This window comes from Natrialba sp. PRR66 (assembly GCF_034808065.1).
GTDB classification, from domain to species: domain Archaea; phylum Halobacteriota; class Halobacteria; order Halobacteriales; family Natrialbaceae; genus Natrialba; species Natrialba aegyptia.
In genome coordinates, this window is sequence record NZ_JAXHGN010000004.1 from 376,378 (window position 1) to 398,421 (window position 22,044).

15 protein-coding genes and 5 pseudogenes are annotated in these 22,044 nt (G+C 56.3%); 5 read left to right on the forward strand and 15 right to left on the reverse strand.

The genetic code is table 11. From position 1 onward, the window contains the following. Positions 1-73: 73 nt before the first annotated feature. Both SM755_RS15735 and SM755_RS15740 read right to left on the reverse strand, forming a co-directional pair. Positions 74-1,309, reverse strand: a pseudogene (locus SM755_RS15735) (RNA-guided endonuclease InsQ/TnpB family protein). Then, positions 1,306-1,479, reverse strand: a pseudogene (locus SM755_RS15740) (transposase); the annotation flags it as partial. The pseudogenes SM755_RS15740 and SM755_RS15735, both read right to left, overlap by 4 nt. Positions 1,480-1,525: 46 nt before the next feature. Between SM755_RS15740 and SM755_RS15745 the strand changes: the two are divergent. Next, positions 1,526-1,765: a hypothetical protein gene (locus SM755_RS15745; protein ID WP_323173694.1), complete on the forward strand. Its 240-nt coding sequence runs from the start codon at positions 1,526-1,528 to the stop codon at positions 1,763-1,765. A gap of 408 nt (positions 1,766-2,173) precedes the next feature. Beyond that, positions 2,174-3,283, forward strand: coding sequence for a CapA family protein (locus tag SM755_RS15750; protein WP_323173505.1), 1,110 nt, complete (start codon positions 2,174-2,176; stop codon positions 3,281-3,283). Between the two features lie 147 nt (positions 3,284-3,430). Here SM755_RS15750 and SM755_RS15755 read toward each other — a convergent pair. Beyond that, positions 3,431-3,595: pseudogene (locus SM755_RS15755) on the reverse strand (RNA polymerase subunit sigma-70); the annotation flags it as partial. Positions 3,596-3,955: 360 nt separating this feature from the next. Here SM755_RS15755 and SM755_RS15760 point away from each other — a divergent pair. Continuing rightward, the gene (locus tag SM755_RS15760) at positions 3,956-5,050 is read left to right on the forward strand and encodes a GNAT family N-acetyltransferase (protein WP_323173507.1); all 1,095 of its coding nucleotides are present in this window, start codon (positions 3,956-3,958) and stop codon (positions 5,048-5,050) included. 808 nt (positions 5,051-5,858) lie between these two features. Continuing rightward, entirely contained in the window at positions 5,859-7,091 is a 1,233-nt protein-coding gene (locus tag SM755_RS15765) for an orc1/cdc6 family replication initiation protein (RefSeq protein ID WP_323173508.1), read from the forward strand. 261 nt (positions 7,092-7,352) lie between these two features. Here SM755_RS15765 and SM755_RS15770 read toward each other — a convergent pair. Continuing rightward, positions 7,353-7,675 (reverse strand): annotated as a pseudogene (locus SM755_RS15770) (hypothetical protein). 812 nt (positions 7,676-8,487) lie between these two features. Between SM755_RS15770 and SM755_RS15775 the strand changes: the two are divergent. Then, positions 8,488-8,979 carry a transposase gene (locus tag SM755_RS15775; protein ID WP_323173509.1) on the forward strand — a complete coding sequence of 164 codons (492 nt, stop codon included), beginning with the start codon at positions 8,488-8,490 and terminating at the stop codon, positions 8,977-8,979. A 712-nt stretch (positions 8,980-9,691) separates the two neighbouring features. Here SM755_RS15775 and SM755_RS15780 read toward each other — a convergent pair. From SM755_RS15780 to SM755_RS15830, 11 genes and pseudogenes are all read right to left on the reverse strand, one after another. After that, positions 9,692-12,439, reverse strand: coding sequence for a TRAP transporter permease (locus SM755_RS15780; RefSeq protein ID WP_323173510.1), 2,748 nt, complete (start codon positions 12,437-12,439; stop codon positions 9,692-9,694). Then, positions 12,436-12,933, reverse strand: a complete 498-nt coding sequence (locus SM755_RS15785; RefSeq protein ID WP_323173511.1) for a DUF1850 domain-containing protein — start codon at positions 12,931-12,933, stop codon at positions 12,436-12,438. The genes SM755_RS15780 and SM755_RS15785 overlap by 4 nt, the downstream gene beginning before the upstream one ends. Before the next feature lie 174 nt (positions 12,934-13,107). Further along, entirely contained in the window at positions 13,108-14,058 is a 951-nt protein-coding gene (locus tag SM755_RS15790; RefSeq protein ID WP_323173512.1) for a TAXI family TRAP transporter solute-binding subunit, read from the reverse strand. Positions 14,059-14,174: 116 nt separating this feature from the next. After that, positions 14,175-14,628 (reverse strand): annotated as a pseudogene (locus SM755_RS15795) (zinc ribbon domain-containing protein); the annotation flags it as partial. A 639-nt stretch (positions 14,629-15,267) separates the two neighbouring features. Further along, entirely contained in the window at positions 15,268-16,221 is a 954-nt protein-coding gene (locus tag SM755_RS15800) for an aminopeptidase (RefSeq protein ID WP_323173513.1), read from the reverse strand. A gap of 2 nt (positions 16,222-16,223) precedes the next feature. Beyond that, complete coding sequence (locus tag SM755_RS15805) at positions 16,224-16,886, reverse strand: AroM family protein (RefSeq protein WP_323173514.1); 663 nt, start codon at positions 16,884-16,886, stop codon at positions 16,224-16,226. Continuing rightward, the gene (locus SM755_RS15810) at positions 16,883-17,806 is read right to left on the reverse strand and encodes a DUF1177 domain-containing protein (protein WP_323173515.1); all 924 of its coding nucleotides are present in this window, start codon (positions 17,804-17,806) and stop codon (positions 16,883-16,885) included. Before SM755_RS15810 ends, SM755_RS15805 begins: the two co-directional genes overlap by 4 nt. A 5-nt stretch (positions 17,807-17,811) precedes the next feature. Then, positions 17,812-19,029: an ArgE/DapE family deacylase gene (locus tag SM755_RS15815; RefSeq protein ID WP_323173516.1), complete on the reverse strand. Its 1,218-nt coding sequence runs from the start codon at positions 19,027-19,029 to the stop codon at positions 17,812-17,814. Between the two features lie 50 nt (positions 19,030-19,079). Further along, positions 19,080-20,111: an ABC transporter ATP-binding protein gene (locus SM755_RS15820; protein ID WP_323173517.1), complete on the reverse strand. Its 1,032-nt coding sequence runs from the start codon at positions 20,109-20,111 to the stop codon at positions 19,080-19,082. Further along, on the reverse strand, positions 20,098-21,126 hold the full coding sequence (locus tag SM755_RS15825) for an ABC transporter ATP-binding protein (RefSeq protein WP_323173518.1): 1,029 nt from the start codon (positions 21,124-21,126) through the stop codon (positions 20,098-20,100). The genes SM755_RS15820 and SM755_RS15825 overlap by 14 nt, the downstream gene beginning before the upstream one ends. After that, on the reverse strand, positions 21,123-21,938 hold the full coding sequence (locus SM755_RS15830; protein WP_323173519.1) for an ABC transporter permease: 816 nt from the start codon (positions 21,936-21,938) through the stop codon (positions 21,123-21,125). Before SM755_RS15830 ends, SM755_RS15825 begins: the two co-directional genes overlap by 4 nt. Between the last annotated feature and the right edge of the window lie 106 nt (positions 21,939-22,044).

Sequence of the window (22,044 nt, forward strand, 5' to 3'; positions counted from 1 at the left end):
ATTGACCTCCTCCCGCGCCTAAAGACGCGGGAATCCCACCACGGGATTTCAGGCCGGTCGTGGCCCTATGGTTTCAAGACGCATACGTCCCAAGCGTCTCTTGCTTGGTAGCATCGGCTTGGGTGTCTTGTGGGGCGGTCAAACGCCCCCCATCCTCAGCCAAGTCATTGCCATCCGTGTGTTCTCTTGAATGGCTCTCTCCACTGAGGTAGCGGTCTGCGATATTTATCGCGCCGTTCACGTCCGCTTGGTACTCGCCCATCCAGCAAGCGTCGTTCGTACACTTGAACGTCGCCTGTCGCGGACGGTATCCTACCTCACCGCAAGCGTGGCACTCCTTCGACGTGTTGCGTGGGTTCACCGTCTCGACGGGGATACCCTTCTCGACGGCCTTGTAACGTATCTGCGCGTGGAGTTTGGCGAATCCCCATCCGTGGAGACGCCGGTTCATGAAGTCGCCGTAGTCCATTGACTCCCGTATGTACGTCAGGTCTTCCAGAACAAGAACGGGATTCTCGACGGACTCGGCGTACTCCACGACTTCGCGGGTGACGCGGTGGAACACGTCATCTATCTGTTTCCACACGTCATCCCCGAAGGACTCCGCGATACGCTCGCTTCCACGCGTCTGGAGTCGGCGCTTGGCGGTGAAGTAGGTCTTGCGGAGCCGACGAACGGTCTTGCCCTCGTCGGCCCACAGTTCGGGCGCGGTCGGAGAACCGTGGTCGTCGCGGTGACACACCGTGACGAGTGACGCTTCCCCTATGTCCACTCCGATGGGTGTCCGTTCTTCGGCGGACACCTCGGGGCGTTCCTCCACGTCGCGGGTGGCGGTGACGTGGGGATACCACGTCCCATCCCGCTCGAACAGCCGACTCTCGCCCATCGTGGCGTCTCCCGCGTTCAACGCTTCCAGCCAACCCCGTTGTTCGGGATTCGGTTGGGCCGGTAGCCAGAGGAGGTAATCCTCGTGGTGCGGGATTTTGACGTACCACTCTATTGCGTTCTCGGGCTTGTGGTCGAGCCGTAGCCCCTCGTTGGTGAAGCGCACAGGCTGGTCGTCGTGAAGGTCGCCCGCGTTGTACGTCGTCGTCAACTGCGGGACGTACTTTTTGAGCGCGTTCTTCGCGTACCCGCTCAGGTCGTAGTTGACCACCACGTCGTTCGCTTCGGTCTGCGTGGTGCATCGGGCGTCGAAGGCGTCTTGGAGGGCGTTCTGGTACGCCTCTCGTGTCTCTCAGAGTTTCCTCCGCTTGTGGGCGTTCGGGTCCACAAGTTTGAGTTCGAGCGTCTTCGTGAGTTCGGTCACGAATCGCCCTCCTTGTGTTCTTGAATGTAGTTCTCGACCGTTTCACTCGAAACGTGCCCGGCGGTCCCTGCGTAGTATCCTCGCGCCCATCCTATTTTCTCGCCTTTGTGGTCGGTGTATCGGTGGTTGTACTTGCGCGAGGAGATACCCTTGAACCTAGATTCGACCATTCGTGTCGTCGCCGGCCGGCTCGACGTCACGTTGGAGCACCTTGAGGTGCACGTCGCCGCCGACGTAGACGTCCGCGGCACACTGGTCGTTGACCGTGACATACCCGTCGAATTCCAGTCGATGGCGTGCGAGGTCGATATCCAGGCGGAGGAAGGTACGGACAACAGGCATGTCCAGCAGCTCGTCGAGGCAGCGGAACGCAGCTGTGTAGTCCTCCAGACGTCGCGTTCGGGCGTCCCCGTCGAGACGACGGTCGACGTAGAGTCTGGTATCGCCCAACACTGAATGTCAACCATTCATATACGTGATGCCCGGCGGAAAACCGCACGCCCTCTCGTAGGTGAACGATCCACTGCATGCCACCCAGTTCCAGCGATATGACCGACGAGGGACGTACGACCGTTTCCTGTCGTGTCTTTCCCGTCTTACGCAGAGGAAATAGTACCCCTCACCGTCGCGGTCGTAGTCGCGGACGTCTTTCGGGTAAATCTGTCGAATCTCGACGGATCGAAGGCCGCACTCGGCACCGAGTCGAATCACGAGGTCGTCTCGGTAGCCGACATGGCATAGTGAGGCATGGGTAAATTTTTAGACATCCAATCCATAATACAATCTCATGTGCCGAATGCAGTGGTCCCGACCGCTTCCGAACCGCCCTCCCCTCCAAAGTAGCCACCCGCAGCCCTCCAGCCGATGACGCACAACCGTCGAGCCTTTCTCACAGCCGTAGGAGCCGTAGCCGGCGGCGGCTGTACCACCCCCAGAGGCGACTCGAGCGAATCGAAGAAGCAAGATTCACCTGACGACACCGACAGCGACTCCCGAACGACCATCGGCTTCGGCGGCGATACGATGCTTGGGCGGGATCTCAACGCCATCTACGGTTCGTCTGACATCGATCCGGCGGCTGTCTGGGGCGACCTTCAGCCACGCCTCGAGTCGCTCGACGGCGTCTGCTGTAACCTCGAGTGCTGTCTCTCGACGCGCGGCGAACGGTACCCGAACCGGTCGTACTATTTCCGGGGTGATCCCGCGTGGGCCGTCCCGGCGCTCCAAGCCGGAAACGTCCAGTTCGCGTCGCTGGCGAACAACCACGCGATGGACTACGGCGAGGTGGCGCTGTTGGACACGATCGACGCGCTCGAGGACGGCGGGATCAACGTGGCCGGCGGGGGCGCGACGCCCGACGAAGCCCACGCACCGGCGACGTTCACCGTCGGCGACGTCGACATCGCGGTCATCTCCGTTGCTGATCACCCGTGGGGGTACGCCGCGACCGACGACAGTGCCGGTACCTCCTTCGCCAGGACCGACCTGGACAACGACGACACCCAGCGGATCGTCAGGGACATGATCAATCGCGCACAATCCCTAGACCCGGATCTCTTGATCGCGTCGATTCACTGGGGGTGGAACTGGAAGGAAGTACCGAACGACGAGCTTCGCGCGTTCGGCCACTGGCTCGTCGACCTCGGCGTGGACCTCGTCCACGGCCACAGCGCCCACGTCGTCCAGGCGATCGAACGCTACGACGATGGCGTCATTCTCCACGACACCGGCGACCTCGTCGACGATTTTGGGATCAAAGGCGACCTCCGAAACGACCGCAGCTTCCTCTTCGAAGTCACGCTCGAGGACGCCCAGATCGACGAGATTCGGCTGGTCCCGATCGAAATCGACAACGGGGTCAATCTCGCCGGCGACGAGGTGGCGGCGTGGCTTCGGGAGACGATCCGCGAGCGCTCGGGCGACTTCGGGACGACGTACGAACGTGACGAGTCCGAACTGGTGGTCCGGCTGTGATCAATTTCGGGTGAGATCAACTGTCTGTCCCCAACGGACCCCACGATTCCGCTTCTCGAGTCTCCGACAGCTCACACACACAAAGCGCCGAACGCAGCGACTGCAATCACTTTCTGCCTGGGCGAATTACGGCTCTCGAGACGACGAGAGTCCATCGGCGTACGCGACGTATCCCACTTCCTCGAGGCGGTTCACGACGCGACGGATCGTCTCCAGGTTCTCGTCGATCATCCGCGCGAGGCCTGAGATGGAATCGCCCGGGTCAAGCGCGAGGATGGCCGTGAGTTCCTTCTCACCGCACACTTCGTACATCCCGAGGTTACACAATTCTGTGCAACACCCAGAATTAACCTTCGTGTGAGTCTGCTGGCTGAATCTGGCGGGTGCTCTCGGCGAGATAAATTCGGTTCATAGCTCTCGCTGAGCAGGTCTGAGAGCATCTCTAGTCAATTTATTCAACGACTTGCTTACTTCTCAAACTGACTCAACTAGACAGTGCCTCTTCGAAAGAACGGCTGAAACCATCGTCAACCAACAGAAAAACGGGGCAACTTGGCTTTGGTCCGAGGGGTATTATTTAATTCACTTCGGTTCGGATGACCTCAAGTAGTTAACACCTATCCGACAGAAAGGGGACCATACCAATAGTGAATTGATGTCTGTTATAAGAAAATGTCACTTGAAACGTCACACGAGACAGCAGATGACTACAGTGTAAGACGGTACAAACGTGGGGATCGAGATGGCATTCTGTCATTGTTTGAAAAGCAGTGGGGGGACCGGCTGAGTGCTGCCTGGTTCGACTGGAAATTCGTCGACGACCCGTACCTCTCGCACGTTCCGATCACATTGGCGGAGCGAAACGGCAAGATTGTTGCCGTTCAGGGATACATTCCGTCTCCAGTACGCTGGAAGAACCAGATTATTTCTGCACTCAAACCTGTTGATGCAGTAGTCCATCCTGACCACCGTCGACAGGGTCTGTATTCCCTAATTACGGAGGCCGCGATTAACGAGTATCTCGACCGGGAGCCAGCGTTCTTCTTTAATTTCCCAAATGTTGCATCACTGGGCGCACAAAAGAAACTCGGTTGGTCCGAGATCGATGTCATTCCGATGTACTACCGGCTGCAACGCCCCCATGAGATGCTGACAACCGAACGGGTTCCCGCTCCACTCGAGCAATCACTTACCGTAGCCGCGCGCGCCTATCTGTCTGTTCGAGGTCGGTTCTCGAGCAAGTCTAGTAACTTCGATGTAACGCGCTACTCATCCGTTCCCGGTGATCTCCTCGAATCGCTGTACGAGTCTCACGTCCCACAGCGGTTCCACGCCTACCGTGAAGCACAGTACTATCACTGGGTATTCGACGCCCCAAACTACGACCACACAATATATGTAGCTCACCGTGATGATCGCCCAGTCGCTGCGCTAATCACACGAACGGAGAGCGGTCAAGCCGTGAAGATCATGGAAACTCTTCCGATGACGGCGGACCACGAGGCGTTCGCCGATCTGCTCGCGGCGGCCGTCGCTGATAACAAAGCAGCCGGCGTGATAACCGTCTCAAATCGTATCCTTCCTCCAAAGTTGCTCGAACGATTCGGATTCGTCAGCAACCAGAATCCGGTTCTCTCGCGTGCCGGGACTCCAACGTACCTAGCAGCACGGCCACTGTGGCGCGACGACGAATCGGCGCCGATTTCACCACGGACACTCACAGAGAGTGAAAACTGGCGTGTCTCGTTCCTCGAAGTGACTGACTGACCGAACTTATATTCTGTATATCCATCAGAATTATATTGGTACCCACACACCCCGGGTGTCGAGTGTAAACCACCGAGGTTCGGTAGTATAATTTGTCTCTATGGAATTCAGAGAAAGTGCTATACTGGAAATAGAGGAGTTCTCAGTCTCAGTAGAGAAAATAATGAAGAGACCATGTAAGCAGATCTACGAACAACCATGTGATTCTATGCCTTGATTCTGACCTATATAAAAGAGTGGTTAAATTCGATATTCAGTTAGAGTCTCCCTTCTATGTATGGTGGTTATCTATCTATAAATATGCCGTAATGATAAAATATATAAATAGCATCTAGATAGTAGTAGTAGTAGATAGCTGTGGGATCTTGATCACATCCGTTGTTCAGTACTCCTAGTATCGGAATTGTCTGCACAAACGGTTATACGTAGCTTCCTGTGAGAAAGCTAGCTACCCACCATTTCGCCCGTTTACACTCGACACCCGGGGTGTGTGTGTGCGTCTTCGGACTCACCAAAGTGTGGATTCCATCTTGTCTTAAGATAATCAGTGACTTATGAATATATTCACTTGATGCATGGGATAAGGTGCCAAGCACATCGTATCAATTGATACACTCGACACCTGGGGTCTGGATTCCTAGTAGCTTTCAATAGCAGCAGTCTACTTTATTCCTGTTTAAAACGGCTACATCGCTTGATTTCGGAATTATACACTCGACACGTGGTGTGTTTGAAACACCTAGATTTATGTAGAACACCGACCGTCGTGTGTAACAATGAAACGGTCTCCTGGGGGCCGATCACCAAGATGAGCGACGAGAAACAGAGCTCTCTTGATTCGATCTGGCAGAGTGAAGACCCAATCTTTGTCAACAAGGAACTCCTTGATATTGAGCACATTCCGGACGAGGAGAGGATCATTGGCCGAGACGATGAACTCTCAGACCTCGCAAATAGCATCCACCCAGCAATTCGAGGTGGGAAACCACGGAATACGCTTATATACGGTAAAACAGGAACAGGAAAAAGCTTAGTTGCCAAACACGTTACTCAGAGTGCTGAACGTTTCGCTCAAAAGGAGGAGACACACCTAAGCCGGGCATATATCGACTGCACACAGGCGTCAACAGAAACGCAAGTGGTGATAAAGCTTGCACGTTCGTTTAACAACCCAGAAAAAACAGATATCTCTGTGCCGCTTTCTGGACTTTCTACAAATGCGTATTATGATCGACTCTGGAATATTCTTGATAGCCTACATGATGTTGCTATCATTATCCTTGACGAGATAGACAAGCTCCAAGAGAATAACGTGCTAATGCAGCTTTCTCGAGCTGGGGAAGCTGGGAAACTCGAGTCGTGCAAGGTCGGGATAGTTGCTATCAGTAACAAGATCTCTTTCAAGGACAGTCTCGATGAACGAGTTCTCAGTAGTCTACAGGAGCGTGAGTTTATCTTTCCTCCATACGATGCAAATCAGTTGCGAGAAATTATGCGTCATCGAGAAGATGCCTTCCACGAGGATGTTCTTAGTGATGAGGTGATTCCACTGGCTGCCGCATTCGCTGCACAGGAACACGGTGATGCTCGAAAGGCACTTGACATTCTTCGAAATGCAGGCGAACTTGCAAAGAACGACGGTAGCGACCTAGTTCTTGAAGAGCACGTCAGGGATGCCCGTGAACAGGCGGATATCGATCGATTCTCGAAGTTGCTTCAAGATCAGCCGACTCAATCGAAGGCAGCTGTCTATGCGCTCGCATTACTTACAGATGGTCAGAAGCAAGAAGAGTTCTCTACCCGCGAAATCTACGAGCAGTATGAACAACTCACGAGGACACTTGATATAGATGCACTCTCTCAGCGTCGGATGGCTGATAGACTGAATGAACAGGCATTCCTCGATATTTTAGGAATCACAGACCGGGTTGGTCGTGGCCGTGGCAAAGGAATGACTAATTTCTATTACTTACTTGAAAATCCAGAAGTTGTGCAAACCGCTATCGAGTCCGATCAGCGTTTTTCCGACGTAGAATTATAGACTCACGCTATAGTTACACTCGACACCTGGGGTCCTAGATGTCTGAGTTTGGGATGTCGTTTCTCTTTCAAATCTATCTGGTTGTGAGGGCCTATATACTCAGTGTTCTCGAGGGTTTACACTCGACACCCGGGGTGGTGAGGGGTCGTCAAATTCTACCCTCTGGGCATTATTTTATACCATTCTTATAATGAACTCTGTAGGCTTATACTCGACACCCGGGGTGTTCACATTGTCACTAGGTTACCAGGAATGTCGCTTTTATTCTTCACTAGGGTTGACTGGCCTTTTGTATTTGACTTGATCTGACCCCCTTCTCTCCACTGCCAGTAGTAGCGGTTGTCGTTGATCTCTTTGATTGTGAGTGTCGCCTTTGACGGGATATCATCTGAGAGTTCGTCCGGTCGTTCTTCAATGTCTTTCTCGTCCGTGTCCACCTCGAGGCGGGCCTCGCGTTCCTTATGTTCCGCTAAAGTCTCAGTGTAGCGAGCAACGTGCTGGAACTGGCTCAGTGAGTATCCGTTGAGCGTATCAACGATGTCTGGCGGGAGTTCTGCCCACTGCGTCGGTGGTTCGTAGGAGATCGGCTGTCGCCTCGTATTAACTAGCATGGGACGCCTATGTTTTATTGATTACTGAGAATTACCTACTGTCGAAGATTGTCATAGAACGGTTCCATACCCTCTCTGCGACTTTCTGACACACGATAAGCACAAGTGAAGTATATACCTCTCAAGTCCACGAGTGTCGATAAACCAACTGAAAGATCTCTATTGCTACCGCTACAAAAGATGCAATTACACCAATCACTGCCCAAATATCAGCATTACCCTGTATAATCTTCATCACCATGCTCCCTCCAGCGATGGCCATAGCTACGCTGATAAGGATAATACTTTTAGTTGACTCACCTGAACTACCCATGCATTAGTGTCATATTCAACACCAATGACTGTTGTTCAGTTCGCATGTGTAGTGAGCGGATAGTTCAGTCCAGGTGGGGTGGAAAGAATACTATTCGAATCGTTCTATGACCCCCTCTACTGTCGTCTTGTGACATCCTCTCCGCCGTTTACAGTAGACGCCGAACCTAATTTGCGGCGTTGCTGGTAGTGTGGCTATGGTCAAAACGGCCGAAGCTAAACAAGTCTGTCGTGTCGCTTCCACCGTCGTGTATCCAGCGCTCGATTTCGACATCAAACCCTGTGGGTGCTATACGAGAGGACTTTCTGGAAGTCCTCTCTCGTGGTGCCTTCGAGCAGGAGTTCGCCAATACTGTTGAGAAAATCTGCCAACTTGATCACGGCGAGTCCGTCGACGGCTCGCAACGGGCTTGCAAAATCACTGCTCTACCACCTCCGGGACCTGGAGGCGGACGCCATCGACGATCAGTTCGATGGCGTCCACGACGACCTCTTCGAGATTCTCCGCAAACAACGGGCTGTTACCCGACTGTGTCGATGTTGCGATCGATCTCAACCAATGGCGGTTTTACGGCACAGCCGACACTGACCACGTCCTGATCACCTATCCTGATCAGGGAACCAACCGAACCTACTGTTTTGCGACACTCTGTATTGTCGCACCAGGAACACGGTTCACACTCGATGTCCTGGCACTGGAGGCGACCGGCTTTCGTGTCAAGCGCGAAGTCGGTCGCTCGCTGCTCGAAACGGCACGAGAGTACATCTCGATCAGACACGTCTATCTCGACAGAGGCTTCTACCAGGTTCACGTCGTTGCGCAACTTGAACAACTCAACGTCGACTATATCGTCCGTGCACGCTCGAGTAAAGGGATGAAAGCCCGTCTCAGTGCCGACGCTGAGACGATCGTCGATGAGTATCTCATGCAACGAAAGCGTGAGCCGACCCTTCAGTTGCAGTAACGGTATTCGCCGTACGGCATCGATCAACCGAAGACGAGTACGTCTGGTTCGTGATGAATCTCGATCTAGATGCAGAGTCAGCGAGAGCGTACGCGGCAGCGTTCGCCGCTGGGGAATTGAGACCTCCTACCGCCAGATCGGTGACTTTCTCCCGAGAACGTCGTTGCCGACGTTCTCGATACGGCTCTTTTACTTCCTGTACGCGGTTTCAATGTACACTCTGTGGATCCTTGCAAATGTGCTTGTCTCAGGTGGTGCTGTCCCGGAGAAACCGCAATCTCGACACGTGTCTTCAGGGAATTCGTTGTTGTGACCGATTACGGATAGGGGGAGATCAGTCCGACCGAGATGATCGGTCAGAACGCCGTAACCGAGTGGCAACGCTCAGAAACGCCGCCAACAGCGGCGTTTCTTCGCTCCCTTCCTCGCTGTGTCGCCTAGATCGTTGGAGCGCCGCAATCCAAATCGGTTGATCGACCAGTTTCGTTCGGTTGTCCGCGTTGAATCGGCAACTACTGTGAAGGGCGGGGATTCCCGACCGCCGTTGGGATATTGTGGTTTACGACATGACCGATTCTTGAGGTGCGAACGCACGGTAGTACGTCGGCATCGCTAACCACCGTAAGAACGGTTCGGCCGGGCCGTCGTGAGCCACTGGTTCGATACTGAGGAGTCTCGAGAGTTCTCAACTGATATTTTATCGCCTTTCGAGTCAACCCACTGTAGCCTGTCTCGTCTTGTGTACGTTCGTCGCTTCTCGGTGATTTTTTGCCACGAGGACGACGAACAGTGTGAATCCGATGCCACGAAGCGCGAGGTCGAGGAGGAGCGCATCAACCGAGACGGTCACACCGGCGAGTCCGAGGAGATCGAACACTGATGCTGAAAGCAGTCGCGGTGCCATAAGCAGCAGCGAACTGAGCGCGAATCCGGTCCGGTCGGCGCGATTGACGCTTGTATACAGCGTCCCGATAACGGTCGCACCCAGGGCGATTACCCCGAGGAAGACGCCAATTACGGGAACCACAATCTCCGGAACAGCGTACGACAATTCTGTGAGGTCGCTGAAGCCGACCACACGATACTGTTCGCGGATCGGCAACTCGTCGGCGTTGGCCTTCTCACGAAGCAATACGATGCCGGGTGCAAGGACGAACGCGAAGGGGACGATTGCCTTGTTTAGCGACAGCGAGAACGCCTTTACGCCCGTCTCGAACGGATCCGACTTGGCCACTCCACTCGCAGCGTAGGCGGCGACAGCGACTGGGGGCGTGATGTCGGCGATAACGCCGAAATAGAGGATGAACAAGTGCGCGGCGAGAAGTGGGATACCGAACTCGACGAGTGGCGTGGCGAGCATCGAGATGAGGATGATGTAGGTGACCGTCGTCGGCATCCCCATCCCGAGGATGATGCTGGCCACGGCCGTCACGAGCAACATAACTACGATCGACCCGCCTGACAGTGCAAGCAGCAGCGATGTGAGGTTCGGACCGAGGCCCGAGACGCTGATAACTCCTGGAATGATGCCGGCGGCTGCGACGGCGATCACGACTGGAACAGCCGTCCGTGCACCTTCGTCCATGGATTTGACGACGAACGTACCGAGGCGAAACAGTTGGTGATCACCGAGATCGCGGCTGGTTCGATCGCCGATCGAGTCTGCTGTCGTCTGGACCGTCGGGTTAAAGTTGAGAAGCGGCGCATCGATAGCCGGACGGGACACCAACGTTAGCACGCCAGCGAGCATCGCATACCAGCCGATCCGAGAGATGACACGGTCGATCGCGTCCCCGATGGGGACTCCAGTCCCGCCGGCTCCAGTGACGAGTCCGGTAACCGGGATGCCAGCGAAGACGTAGCTTGCCAGTTCAACGCCAACAATGGCCACGAAAATGCCGAGGAGCCGCCCGCGTGTTTCATCACTGTATGCTGAGACGAGCGAGATCAGCGCGACGAGCGCAACGAGCGTAAACCATGCCGACCGCGAGACGGACAGCCGCTCGATGATGAGGTAGTACAGTAATAACCCGATCGGGACGAGGTAGAACCACCCCCGTTTGAGGTGTGTGCCGAGCGAAACGGTGTCGACGTCCGCGACGCCGCCGATACCCTCTTCGACCGCCTTAAGATGGACCATTACCCAGACGCCGAAGAAGAAAACAATCGCCGGAATCGTCGCAAGGATGATGATATCCGCGAACGGCGTCGCCGTATACTGGACCATAAGAAATGCAGCAGCACCCATCACTGGGGGAAGAATCTGTCCGCCGGAAGACGCTGAGGACTCAACCGCGCCGGAGAACTCCGGTGAGTATCCCGAACGCTTCATCAGTGGAATCGTAAACGCGCCAGTGGTGACCGTGTTAGCGATTGATGATCCCGAAATCGTCCCCATGAAACCGCTTGCGAGGATGCTCGCCTTCGCTGGGCCGCCCTTACGACTCCCAGTGGCCGCATACGCAAGGTCGATGAACCACTGGCCGGCACCGCTCATCTCCAAGAATGCACCAAAGAGAATAAAAATATAAATAAAGCTTACCGATACCGTCACCGGGATACCAAAGACCCCGTTTTCGGTGTTGTACCAGAGGTTTTGAACGATGCTCGGCCAGGTCAATTCATTGACCGCGAGCAGGCCGATGAGGGGCGTCCCCCCGCTGATGAGATATCCCCAGCGCGCATAGACAATGAATGTTGCAACGATGATCATGAGCGGGAGACCGAGCGTCCGGCGGGTGGCCTCGAGCACCAAGAGGACGCCAATTACGCCAAGTGCCATCGCGTAGGAGTACTCGCTAACGAATGGAACGCCACCAAGGACGGGTTGGAGGAACGGATACACCCCGGTGACCGGCCGCCCAAACGTAAGCCCAAATACCCGCATATTCTGAATTTCGGAGAACTCCGTCAAGAAATAGATTGCCGATAGTATCGAGGCAACAATACACAGAAGATCAAACGGCGTTACCCGCTCTCGGTTGGGATCAAGGAACGCCCACCGGAACGTAGCTTGAGTGTACGCAAGCAGACGCGTGACGGGGTTCTGATCACCAAATCTGTGGGAAACAGCGGGGACGATCCGGCCTAGGTTTCGCGTGACGAACCCATCACCCATACTCGCCGGGAACAGCAAGAACGTGAGTACAAGCGCAAACGAGACGTGTACCGCGTTTGCCTGCAGAAGCTGTAGCGAGACTTCCCAGTTGTCGACGACCGGCAGCCAAATCGTGAACGAGAAGCCGCGTGCGGCCAGGAACAGTTGAAAGACTGAAAAGGTGATGCCGATCACCGCGACGACCACCGCGGCACCACCCTGCAGCGACCGCCGACGTTCGATTTCATCGATCAACTCCTCGGCCTCCTCGGGAGAGACCTCCTCAGTCAGGTCGTCGGTCGTTCTATCCTGATCGTCGTTTGGTCCGTCAGAACCACTGTCCGATGGATCGTTCGTATTCATAGGATTCTTTCGATTAGCGATCGCTGTTCGACGTGAATGCAAACGTTACTGGCGTTCGTCGCAGTGACCAAGTCGTACCGATGATCGTCAATGATCAGCGTATGACCGGCGGTCCGTCCGGGTGAGACCGAAAGACTGTGCAATTGCGCAATTGGCTCGGATGGCTCGTACACGAACATCCCATCGGCGGTCGTGACGTCTACCCCGGTGGGCAGCCCCCAGCCGTAGGACTCAAACTCCATCCGAGTGTTCACCAACGTTTGGTCATCCACGCGGTACTCATCATATACCCGGGATTTCTCGACGCTATGCGTGTACTCAAGGCCCACAGTACTCTCGTCGGACACTGGCTCAGTAAGATACCGTTCGTCAGTCTCGATGTCCTCGACGACGAGCACTGTTTCAACCGGAACCGTCACGGCAACAGCGATAAAGACCAGTATTGCTGCTACCAGTAGCGCAGTGAAGACGTTCGGATGGAAGACGCGACTCATTCTCACAGGAGGTTCAGTGGCACACCCTGGTATTTGAAACGCTGATGGAGACGACCACGATCCCGCAGGGAATCGAAGTCATTCGTGTTCTTGAATCGATTCGGTGGACCGACGCATGGCAGGCCGACCACGAGTCAGCGTACACCGCCCGATCACAACGATACGGCGCCCGGATCAAGCGTCGAAGTACGTTGCCGCACCCTCGTGGAGTTCGATGGACATCCCGTTCTGTGCGCTGTCAACTGAAATGAAGTCGGTCTTGATCGAAATATCACCGAGGTTATCGAAGATAGCCGCGGTAACCGTCTCGACGGTATTGGCCGACACATCGGCGTGTGTGGCGATCATCGCCTGGACTGCAACGGTTTCGATGTCCTCATCGACGCCGCTGTAGGTGCCACCGGGAATGGTATCATCAGAGAACCAGGACGCATCCTCTTTCACCGTCTCGCGGTTCTCGCCCTCTATCGGAACGATCACGATGTCGTTGGTGTTCGCGAGGTCCTCAATCGCGCCGACCGGCCAGCCGCCGACGACAAACGCCGCATCGATATCACCGTTAGCGAGCTGTTCGGACGCCTGCGAGAAGCTGGCGTTTTGCTCCTCGAAGTCCGAGATTCCGACCGACTCGAGGATCTGGAGAGCGTTGACCTGCGTGCCCGATCCAAGATCCCCAGTGTTGATCGTCGCACCGCTGAGATCCTCAATCGACGAAATATCGTTCCCAGCAAGCGTAACGAGCGTAATCGTCTCCGGATACAGCGTCGCAACGCCTTGCAAGGTATCGATCGGGTTATCTTGGAAGGCATCGATTCCCGTTCCGTTCTTCGCAAAGGACGCGATATCGTTCTGGATAAGCGCGAAATCGGCTGAACCGTCCGCGAGACTGCCGACGTTCTCGACGCTTGCGCCCGTCGACTGGACGTTCAGCGAGAAGTCAGTGTTATCTTCAACGATCGTTTTGAACTCGTTCGAGAGCGGATAGTATGTCCCACCGGTACCACCGGCGTGCCAGCTGAGACGATCCCCATCGTCCCCATTACCGCCGATACAGCCGGCGAGCGCACCCACACCGGCGACACCAGTCACTTTAAGAACTCGTCGTCGACTCCCGTGGTATGTCATCCCTATGCATTCTATCTCATGCAGGGTTATATTTCCAACTATTAATATTCCCAATATTACACACATGGTGATATTATCCACGGTCTGAAGGCTGTGGAACCCCGAGCGTTGGGATATTACGATTTGCAGTCTGCCCGTTCTCTCGGTGTGAACCGTCCGCTCTCGCGGTCGAACAGGAAGACTCCGGGCTGTGCCAACCAGCTGTTACTCATATCCTCCATCAAGGGACTCTGAGTTATCTTTCGCCGAATGTTCACCGCACCGTTTACATCCGCGTTCATCGTCGTTTTGCACGATTCGTAGACGGACAATCCACGCTCCACGCGATTTCTCCCCCGAATCTGCCCGCAACACGAACACGTCTTCGATGTGTTCTCCTCGTCCACACGGTCAACAAGAATCCCGTGTTCCTCGGCCTTGTATTCGAGTAGGCGGGTGACCGGTCAAACTCTACCCGTTCAACTTCTTGTTCCCCGACGCACCCCAGTCCCGAGACTCACTGTTGCTATTCTGTTGGATGTCGCTAAGGTCTCCAACCGCAATCTTCCCCACATCTTCTTCGATCGCTCTTGTGAAGGAGATTGTTGGTAACCGCGATTAGCGTTCAGGGCCGACCGTAAAACCACCCTCATAGCTGCTCAGACCGGTAACTTGATCGGCGCTCGATGAACTCCGTGCTGTGTCGAACCCACCAGGCGGCTCCCCACCAACAACGTGCTTCACAAGAGCGTATCGTCTAGGGTCCCCTTTTGGCACCGTGGAACCGCATTATGTAGAGAGTCCGACCCCCCATCCGTTGTGTGACGTGGTTGGCTCATGGCCCGTCTACGTAGCTTGTTTAAAAGCACGGCGACGCAGTGCCGTGGATGTACGGCGTTTCGTAGAAGGATGGGCGCTGCAGGACTTGATTCGAAAATGACTTTGTTTAGAGCCAATCAGCTAGAACTGTACAGAAACCCGATAGCGATTGCCATAGCTGTTATTTAATTAACTGTCCTGAGGTTGTGGCTGCGCGCGCAGTGACGTTCTCGTGAGCGGAGCGAACGAGAGCTGGGAAGACGAACGTAGTGAGTCGTGAATCTTCCCGAGCGAGTATGGGGAGGTGGGGTCTAGGTCGGTCTGGCACGTAACAAAGAAGAAGGCCGCGTTAGCCAGTTACTCCCACCACCGACCGCGTTCAAGGAAATGAAAGGTCGTGCCTCGTGGTTCTCACAGCTGGAGTTCGCCACCATTCACGACGCATTCCTGATCGAGGTAGACATCAGGTTCGCGGACGATCCCGTCGACGTGGGAGTCGCACTCGATGGTTCCCCCGAAGCCGGCGTTGTCACCGAAGGCGACGTGGCAGGTGCCGTAGACCTTCTCATCTTCGAGGACGGTCCCGACGATCTCGGCGGTTGGATTCGTGCCGATACCGAGTTCACAGACTCGTTTCGCGCAAGCGTCATCGCCGATCGTCTCACGGAATGTATCAGCATGGTCCCCATGCATGCTGACGATCGAACCATCCTCAATGTCGATGGAAAGAGGGTCCTCAACCACACCCACGCCGACGATGCCGCCGTCGACAACGAGCGTCCCCTCGGCGGACCCTTCCACGGGCGCCACATACCCTTCGCCCGAGGGAAGATTGCCCGAAGCGCCGGCTTCGCGGAAGATTCCGTCGCTTGCAATACCATCTCGGCCCGAAATCGAAAGGGAAAGCTGCTCTCCATGGGATTCGATTCGGGCCGTCTCAGCCGCGGTCAATTTTTCGGTCATCCGTTCGGTGAGTCGCTCAACCTCAGTGTAATCCGCCGTGATTGCCCCGCTGTCGAACATCTCCTTGGTAATTCCAGGCATTGTCGCGACGCGGGTGCCCTGGGCGACGGCTGTTTCTCGTCCCCTCGTATGTGTGAGTGATGTACTCGTCGGGCAGATAACGAGATCCGCGGCTGCCATTGCTGCCGACACGTACTCGGGGGGTTCTTGCCCGTGTTGTTCTCGCGGAAGCATTTCGACGAATCCCGCTTCGAGACCCATTTCGCGGCCGGCCTCAAAGAACGCCTGCCCGATTTCTCGTTTCGGTTCATCTGCTACCACGAGGAACGATTCACCCGGTTTGGCTGCCAGGTTCGTTCGCAGGAGCGTTGCTGCCGTTTCTATCAACTGAGTCGTTACCATGATTACAGAAGTTCCGTCGCAGTCTTTCGAAGTACCGATCTCGCGAGCAGCACGCTCGCATCCGTGCGCCGCGCCACCTCGCGCTTCATCTCCGGAGTGTAGCCGATACAGTCGAGGACGACGAGATCCGGCTCCGTCCCGAGTTCGATGGCGCCGGTGACGACGGCATCGAGCCCGTCGTACGGGGAACCGACCGCCGCTTCGATGTCAGTGCCCCATTTCTCGTGGGTCTGAGAGAACTGTTCCGGTTTTGGAATGAGGACACCAACAGTTGTCGCCGCCGACACGATGCCGGTTGCCCAGGCGTGTAAAAGCTCGCTCGGTTCGAGAACCGGGACCGACGCTGAAAGATCAGGAAACGACCCGGTGCAAAGCAAACCGATTGTGTCGACGTCGGCCTCTATTTCGCGAACCCGCTCTTGGGTGAGTTTGTGCGTGGCTTCTCGATCGATCGTTACAGAATCCCCCGAGCGAAGGCGGGTTACGTAGACCGGCTCGTCGTCAGTGGGACCTGCCTTTGCCTCGATTGCCTCGGTGGAGTTGAATCTGTCCAGTGCACCAACCTCGACGACCTCAACGTCATCGGGTAGATGAGACCGAATATCGGGAGTGACATCTGTGCGGGGTGCTTGCCCAATCGTGACCAGGCCGAGTGTCACACTCATCTGACCCTCTCGATTGTCGGTATCGTCTGGAGCTTGCTCATCGAACCGTAGAGGGCGATCAGTCGGTCAAACTCCTCGTCGTCATAGAACGAGAGCCGTTCTCCCGTGTAATCTTTCGCGGCTTCGACAACGAACTGGGTCGTAGCCGAAAGCTCAGGTAGGTAGTTCGCGCCGGTTGCCGACCCCGCGACCGGATTCGTACTCGTGGTCGCGACACCTGTGACGGGGATATCCGTCGCCGTCGCCGGTTGCAGGATGCTGTTGATGTGGTGGATGTCGTTGCCGTAGGGCGTGATGTCCTGCATCGTCAGCGTGAGCGTCTCCGGCGGCTCACCCGTGACCCGTTCCTGCACGTCAAGCAGGTCTTCGCTAACCCGGAGGATCCATCCCTCCTTGACGGTCGGTGTTACAGCGAAGCCCCGACTGCAGTGAATCCGGTTGCCCTTGGTGGCGTCGACCGACAGCACTGCATCCATCTCGTCATCGATTTCGTGGTCGTTCATCGTCTCGATGTCGACCGGACTGCCCATGAACGGCACCGGCTCATGCGGTTGAGTTGGGGCGTTCGGACAGATATGCGTTGAGATAAGGACATCTCCAGATAGCTGATCGCCCTTCGCATACATCTCCGAGAGGGAAAGCGCGGTGGCGACCGCGACAATCGCACCATCTGCGTCGGAAACCGTCCCCAGTTGTGCCGGGCGGGCCCCAACGCCGCCGAGTCGGCCGACGATGCCGAGCGTCGGTCCAGACCCGTTCCCGGGGATTCTAGTTGTGATGAAATCCGTTTGTCCATCCTCACCGTCGATTGTTTCAACATCGGTCGTGACGCCGTTCGATTCGAGTGCATCTGCGATCGTCGCACCGTCCGCCTCTGGTTCGTCGAGCAGTTCGTGCGCTGTGGAAATGTTCTTCATCATTAGAATCACTCACCCATAAACCGCTGAATGAACTCGAGGTATACTGCCGCCATACCCGTTAGTTCCTGGACCGATACCTGTTCGTCAATCGAGTGGATTCCTTCGGTTTCCGCCGGGCCGTACTGCACCGTCGGGATCCCCTGGTTTCTGAAATAACGAGCATCGCTGCTGGCCCACATCAGCCGAGGATCGGGCTGTTTATCGAAAACCTCCCCCGCGGACGCCTGCAGCGTCTGAACGAGTTCATCGTCGTGGGCCGTGAAGTTCGGCTCGCTCGCCTTTTGGATTTCATAAGTCAATCCCCCGTCAACGGTGTCTATCGCATCCTCGACAGCTGCCAGCGTCTCGTCGACGGTCCGCCCGATCGGGATCCGGATGTCGATCGACATTGACGCCGTCTCCGGGACGACGTTGACTTTCGAGCCGCCCTCGATGGTTCCAACGTTAATCGTCGTGTGATCGAGCGCCTGCGTGGCTTCCTTGACGCCGAACGCGTCGACAATACCATCTTTGGAGTGGGCACGGACCGAATCGGCGATCAAGTCGGACTGGTCGACCGGCTCGCCGCTCAACGACTGCAGCTCCTGGGCCAGCTGCGTCAACGGAAGTATCGCACTCTCTCCGTGGAAGGGTGCGAGACTGCCGTGGGTCGGCGAGCCCTGGCTTTCGACTGTGAGCCACAGCGAACCCTTCTGCCCGGTCGTGATTGTATCCGCACTTGACGGTTCGGCTACGAGGGCGGCGTCGGCGTCGGGGAGGTGGCCGCTTTCGACTAGCCACTCAGTCCCGTATTTTCCGCCGGACTCCTCGTCAGGGACGATTGCGAGCACGACAGCTCCCGAGAGCTCCACGTCAGCCTCGGCGAGCTTGCCCATCGCGTAGATAATGCCGGCAAGGCCGCCTTTCATGTCCGAGGCACCACGCCCCTGGATCATCCCATCTTCGACCGTCCCAGCGAACGGGTCCCACTCCCACTGCTCTGCGTTTGCGGGTACAACATCCGTGTGGCCGTTGAGGATGAGCGTCGGCCCGCCGCTCGGATCACCAAGTTTGGCAACGATATTCGGCCAACCCGATTCGGCCTCGTACGTTTCGGCCGAGAGGCCGTGGTCCTTGAGGTAGTTGATGACGTACGTGGTGATCTTTTCAAGATCGCCGGGTGGGTTGACGCTCGGAATGCTGATCAAATCCGAGGCCAGCGAGACGACATCTTGTTGGTCCACAACCGGTGCATCTACTGAATCTGAATCTATCTCTGTCATTGTAAATTTGCTTAGAGTTCTCCGTTGGCAACGAGGTTGTCTGAGTGAATGCAGGCGACCTCGCGCGATCTGTCCTCGGTGGCTTCAAGAGCCGGGTGGTCGGTCGTACATGCCTCGGTCGCGAATGGACAGCGGGGATGGAACCGACAGCCGGACGGCGGATCAATCGGGTCCGGGACTGCCCCCGAAAGCACGATCCGATCGATCTCGGCGTCGGGATCCGGCTTCGGATTCGCCGATAGAAGTGCCTTCGTGTAGGGGTGGCGAGGCTGGGTGAGTAATTCCTCTTTTGGCGCACGTTCGACGATCTCTCCAGCGTACATGACCGCGATGCGGTCGCTGATGTAGCCGACCGCATCCAGATCGTGCGAAATGAAGAGGTACGTTAGATCGTACTTCTCGCGAAGCTCTCGAAGCAGGTTGAGAATCTTCGCCTGGACCGAGACGTCGAGTGCGCTTGTTGGTTCATCAGCGACTATGAGTTCCGGTTCCAGTGCCAGCGCTCGCGCGATGGCGACGCGCTGCTGTTGGCCGCCCGACAGTTCGTGTCGATACCTCGAGAGGTGTTCTTTGCCGAGTCCAACGTCTTCTAAGAGCTTTAGGGCGTGATACTGGCGCTCTTCTTTCGTCCCGACGTCGAAGTTCTCCAGAGGCTCCGTGATGATGTCGATCACCGGCATGCGCGGATCCAACGAGGACTGGGGATCCTGAAAGATCATCTGGACGTCCGTACGCAGGGCCCGGAGTTGGCGGCCAGAATAAGACGTAATATCATTACCCTGGAAGTAGACCGAGCCACCCGTCGGTTCGTGGAGTTGGAGCAACGCTCGCCCCAGCGTGGATTTTCCACAGCCGGATTCGCCGACCAGACCAAGCGTCTCACCCTTCTGGATGTCGAACGAAACCCCGTCAACGGCCTTGACGTAATCGACGTTCCGTCGAATGATCCCCGACTCCTCTTTGAAGTACTTCTCGACGTTCTCTACTCGGAGCAGCGCCGATTCGTCCCCAGTCGCTCGTTCGACTGTCTTACTCCTCGACATCGTTATCCTCCCGAACAGATTCGGAATGGTAGCACACCACCATGTGGTCATCTTCAAGCGTTTCTTCTGGCGGCTGCTCCATCGTACACTCCGCGGTCGCATACGGACACCGGGGGTGGAACCGGCAGCCTGATGGCGGATCTGATAAGTTTGGCACCGAGCCTTCGATATCCTGGAGCGCCTCCTCTTGATGTGGGTCGGGAATCGCCTCGAGGAGGAGTTTCGTGTACGGGTGGGCTGGATTGTTGAAGATTGTGTGAACGTCTCCGATCTCGACGATATTTCCAGCGTACATGATCGCGACCCGATCAGCCATTTCGGCGACGACGCCGAGATTGTGAGTGATCAGGATCATCGACATGTTGTACTCGTCCTGAAGGTCCTTCATCAGCTCCAGGACGCGCGCTTGGGTTGTCACGTCCAGAGCACTCGTCGGCTCGTCGGCGATAAGCAACTCGGGTTGCATCACTAGTCCGATACTCAATAAGCCCCGCTGGCGCATCCCGCCGCTGGCCTCGTGGGGATAGCTGTCTACGAAGCCCTCGGGATCCTGAATGTGAAGGTCCTTGAGCGTCTCTATCGAGCGCCTTCGGGCCTCTTGCTTAGAGATATCGTGATGGGAGAGTTGTGGTTCGTCGATCTGCTTGCCGTTCTTCAGGACTGGATTGAGCGAGGTCAATGCGTCCTGATAGGTGATGGCAATTCGGTCGCCCCTGATATCTCGCAGCGCATTATGCGGGAGGTCGAGGAGGTCGTCATCGTCAAAGTGAACTTTGCCGTCGACGACTTCTCCTGGCGAGGGGACGAGATCTAGCAGCGAGAGCGCCACTGTCGATTTCCCGCAGCCAGACTCACCGACCAGACAGAGGGTTTCGCCTTCGTTGACGTCGAAGTCGATTCCGTTGACTGCTTTGACGGTTCCGTTGATCGTGTCGTAGTGGGTACGGAGGCCGCGCACCTGTAGCACCGGCTTGGCGGCAGCGTCCGTCCCTAGTTTAGTTGTATGTTCGCTCATCGTTGACGTGGGTCAATCGAGTCCCGGACTCCATCCCCGAGGAAGTTGAACCCGAGGACGGTCACGGTGATCGCCAGTCCGGGGAAGGTAGCGATCCACCAGGCGATCGTCAGATAGTCACGGCCCTGCCCGATCATCGCACCCCAGACAGGCGTCGGCGGTTGTGCGCCGAGTCCGAGGAAACTGAGGGCCGCAGACCATAGAATAGCCGAGGCGATGTAGAGCGATCCATAGACGACGATGGGGCCGACCGCGTTCGGCAGGACGTGCCGGACGATGATCTTCACGTGGGAAGTCCCGGTATTGATCGCCGCCTCAATGTACTCGTTTTCCTTTATCGAGACAGTTTCACCTCGCGTCAGCCGAGCGAACCGGGCCCATCCCGCGATGCCGACCGCAATGATGACGTTCCGAAGCCCGCCGCCCAGGATACCGGATATTGCCATCGCGAGCACGAGGATTGGGATCCCGAGAAAGATATCGACCAACCGCATGACTACGCGATCGGTGAATCCGCCGAAGTAGCCCGCGAGCGTGCCGAGCGTGACGCCGATACCCGCGGAGACTCCGACAGCCCCGAGCCCGATCAGCAGTGCATACCGGGCGCCATAGACGAGTCGACTGAAGATGTCCCGACCGAGGTGGTCCGTTCCGAGCAGGTGCCCATCGGTCATCGGCGACAGGAGTTGCTGGCTGTTCTGACTGATCGGGTCGTGCGTCGCAATGAGCGGCGCGAGGATGGCCGTAATGGTGACGCCAGCGACGAGCACCAGCCCGATCAGCCCGATTAGGTTGTGGCGGAATCGCTGCAAGATGAACCGCCAGCGACGGTTTCCTATATCGAGATCGGAGAGATCTGGATTATCGTTCGAATCAATGGTTAGATCGGGACTATTCATTGGTTTCGTTGGCTGGGTT

Coding starts and splice junctions, on each gene's coding strand:
- SM755_RS15750 (WP_323173505.1), top strand. CDS start 2,174: ATGACGCACAACCGTCGAGCCTTTCTCACAGCCGTAGGAGCCGTAGCC.
- SM755_RS15760 (WP_323173507.1), top strand. CDS start 3,956: ATGTCACTTGAAACGTCACACGAGACAGCAGATGACTACAGTGTAAGA.
- SM755_RS15765 (WP_323173508.1), top strand. CDS start 5,859: ATGAGCGACGAGAAACAGAGCTCTCTTGATTCGATCTGGCAGAGTGAA.
- SM755_RS15775 (WP_323173509.1), top strand. CDS start 8,488: ATGGCGTCCACGACGACCTCTTCGAGATTCTCCGCAAACAACGGGCTG.
- SM755_RS15780 (WP_323173510.1), bottom strand. CDS start 12,439: ATGAATACGAACGATCCATCGGACAGTGGTTCTGACGGACCAAACGAC.
- SM755_RS15785 (WP_323173511.1), bottom strand. CDS start 12,933: ATGAGTCGCGTCTTCCATCCGAACGTCTTCACTGCGCTACTGGTAGCA.
- SM755_RS15790 (WP_323173512.1), bottom strand. CDS start 14,058: ATGACATACCACGGGAGTCGACGACGAGTTCTTAAAGTGACTGGTGTC.
- SM755_RS15800 (WP_323173513.1), bottom strand. CDS start 16,221: ATGGTAACGACTCAGTTGATAGAAACGGCAGCAACGCTCCTGCGAACG.
- SM755_RS15805 (WP_323173514.1), bottom strand. CDS start 16,886: ATGAGTGTGACACTCGGCCTGGTCACGATTGGGCAAGCACCCCGCACA.
- SM755_RS15810 (WP_323173515.1), bottom strand. CDS start 17,806: ATGATGAAGAACATTTCCACAGCGCACGAACTGCTCGACGAACCAGAG.
- SM755_RS15820 (WP_323173517.1), bottom strand. CDS start 20,111: ATGTCGAGGAGTAAGACAGTCGAACGAGCGACTGGGGACGAATCGGCG.
- SM755_RS15825 (WP_323173518.1), bottom strand. CDS start 21,126: ATGAGCGAACATACAACTAAACTAGGGACGGACGCTGCCGCCAAGCCG.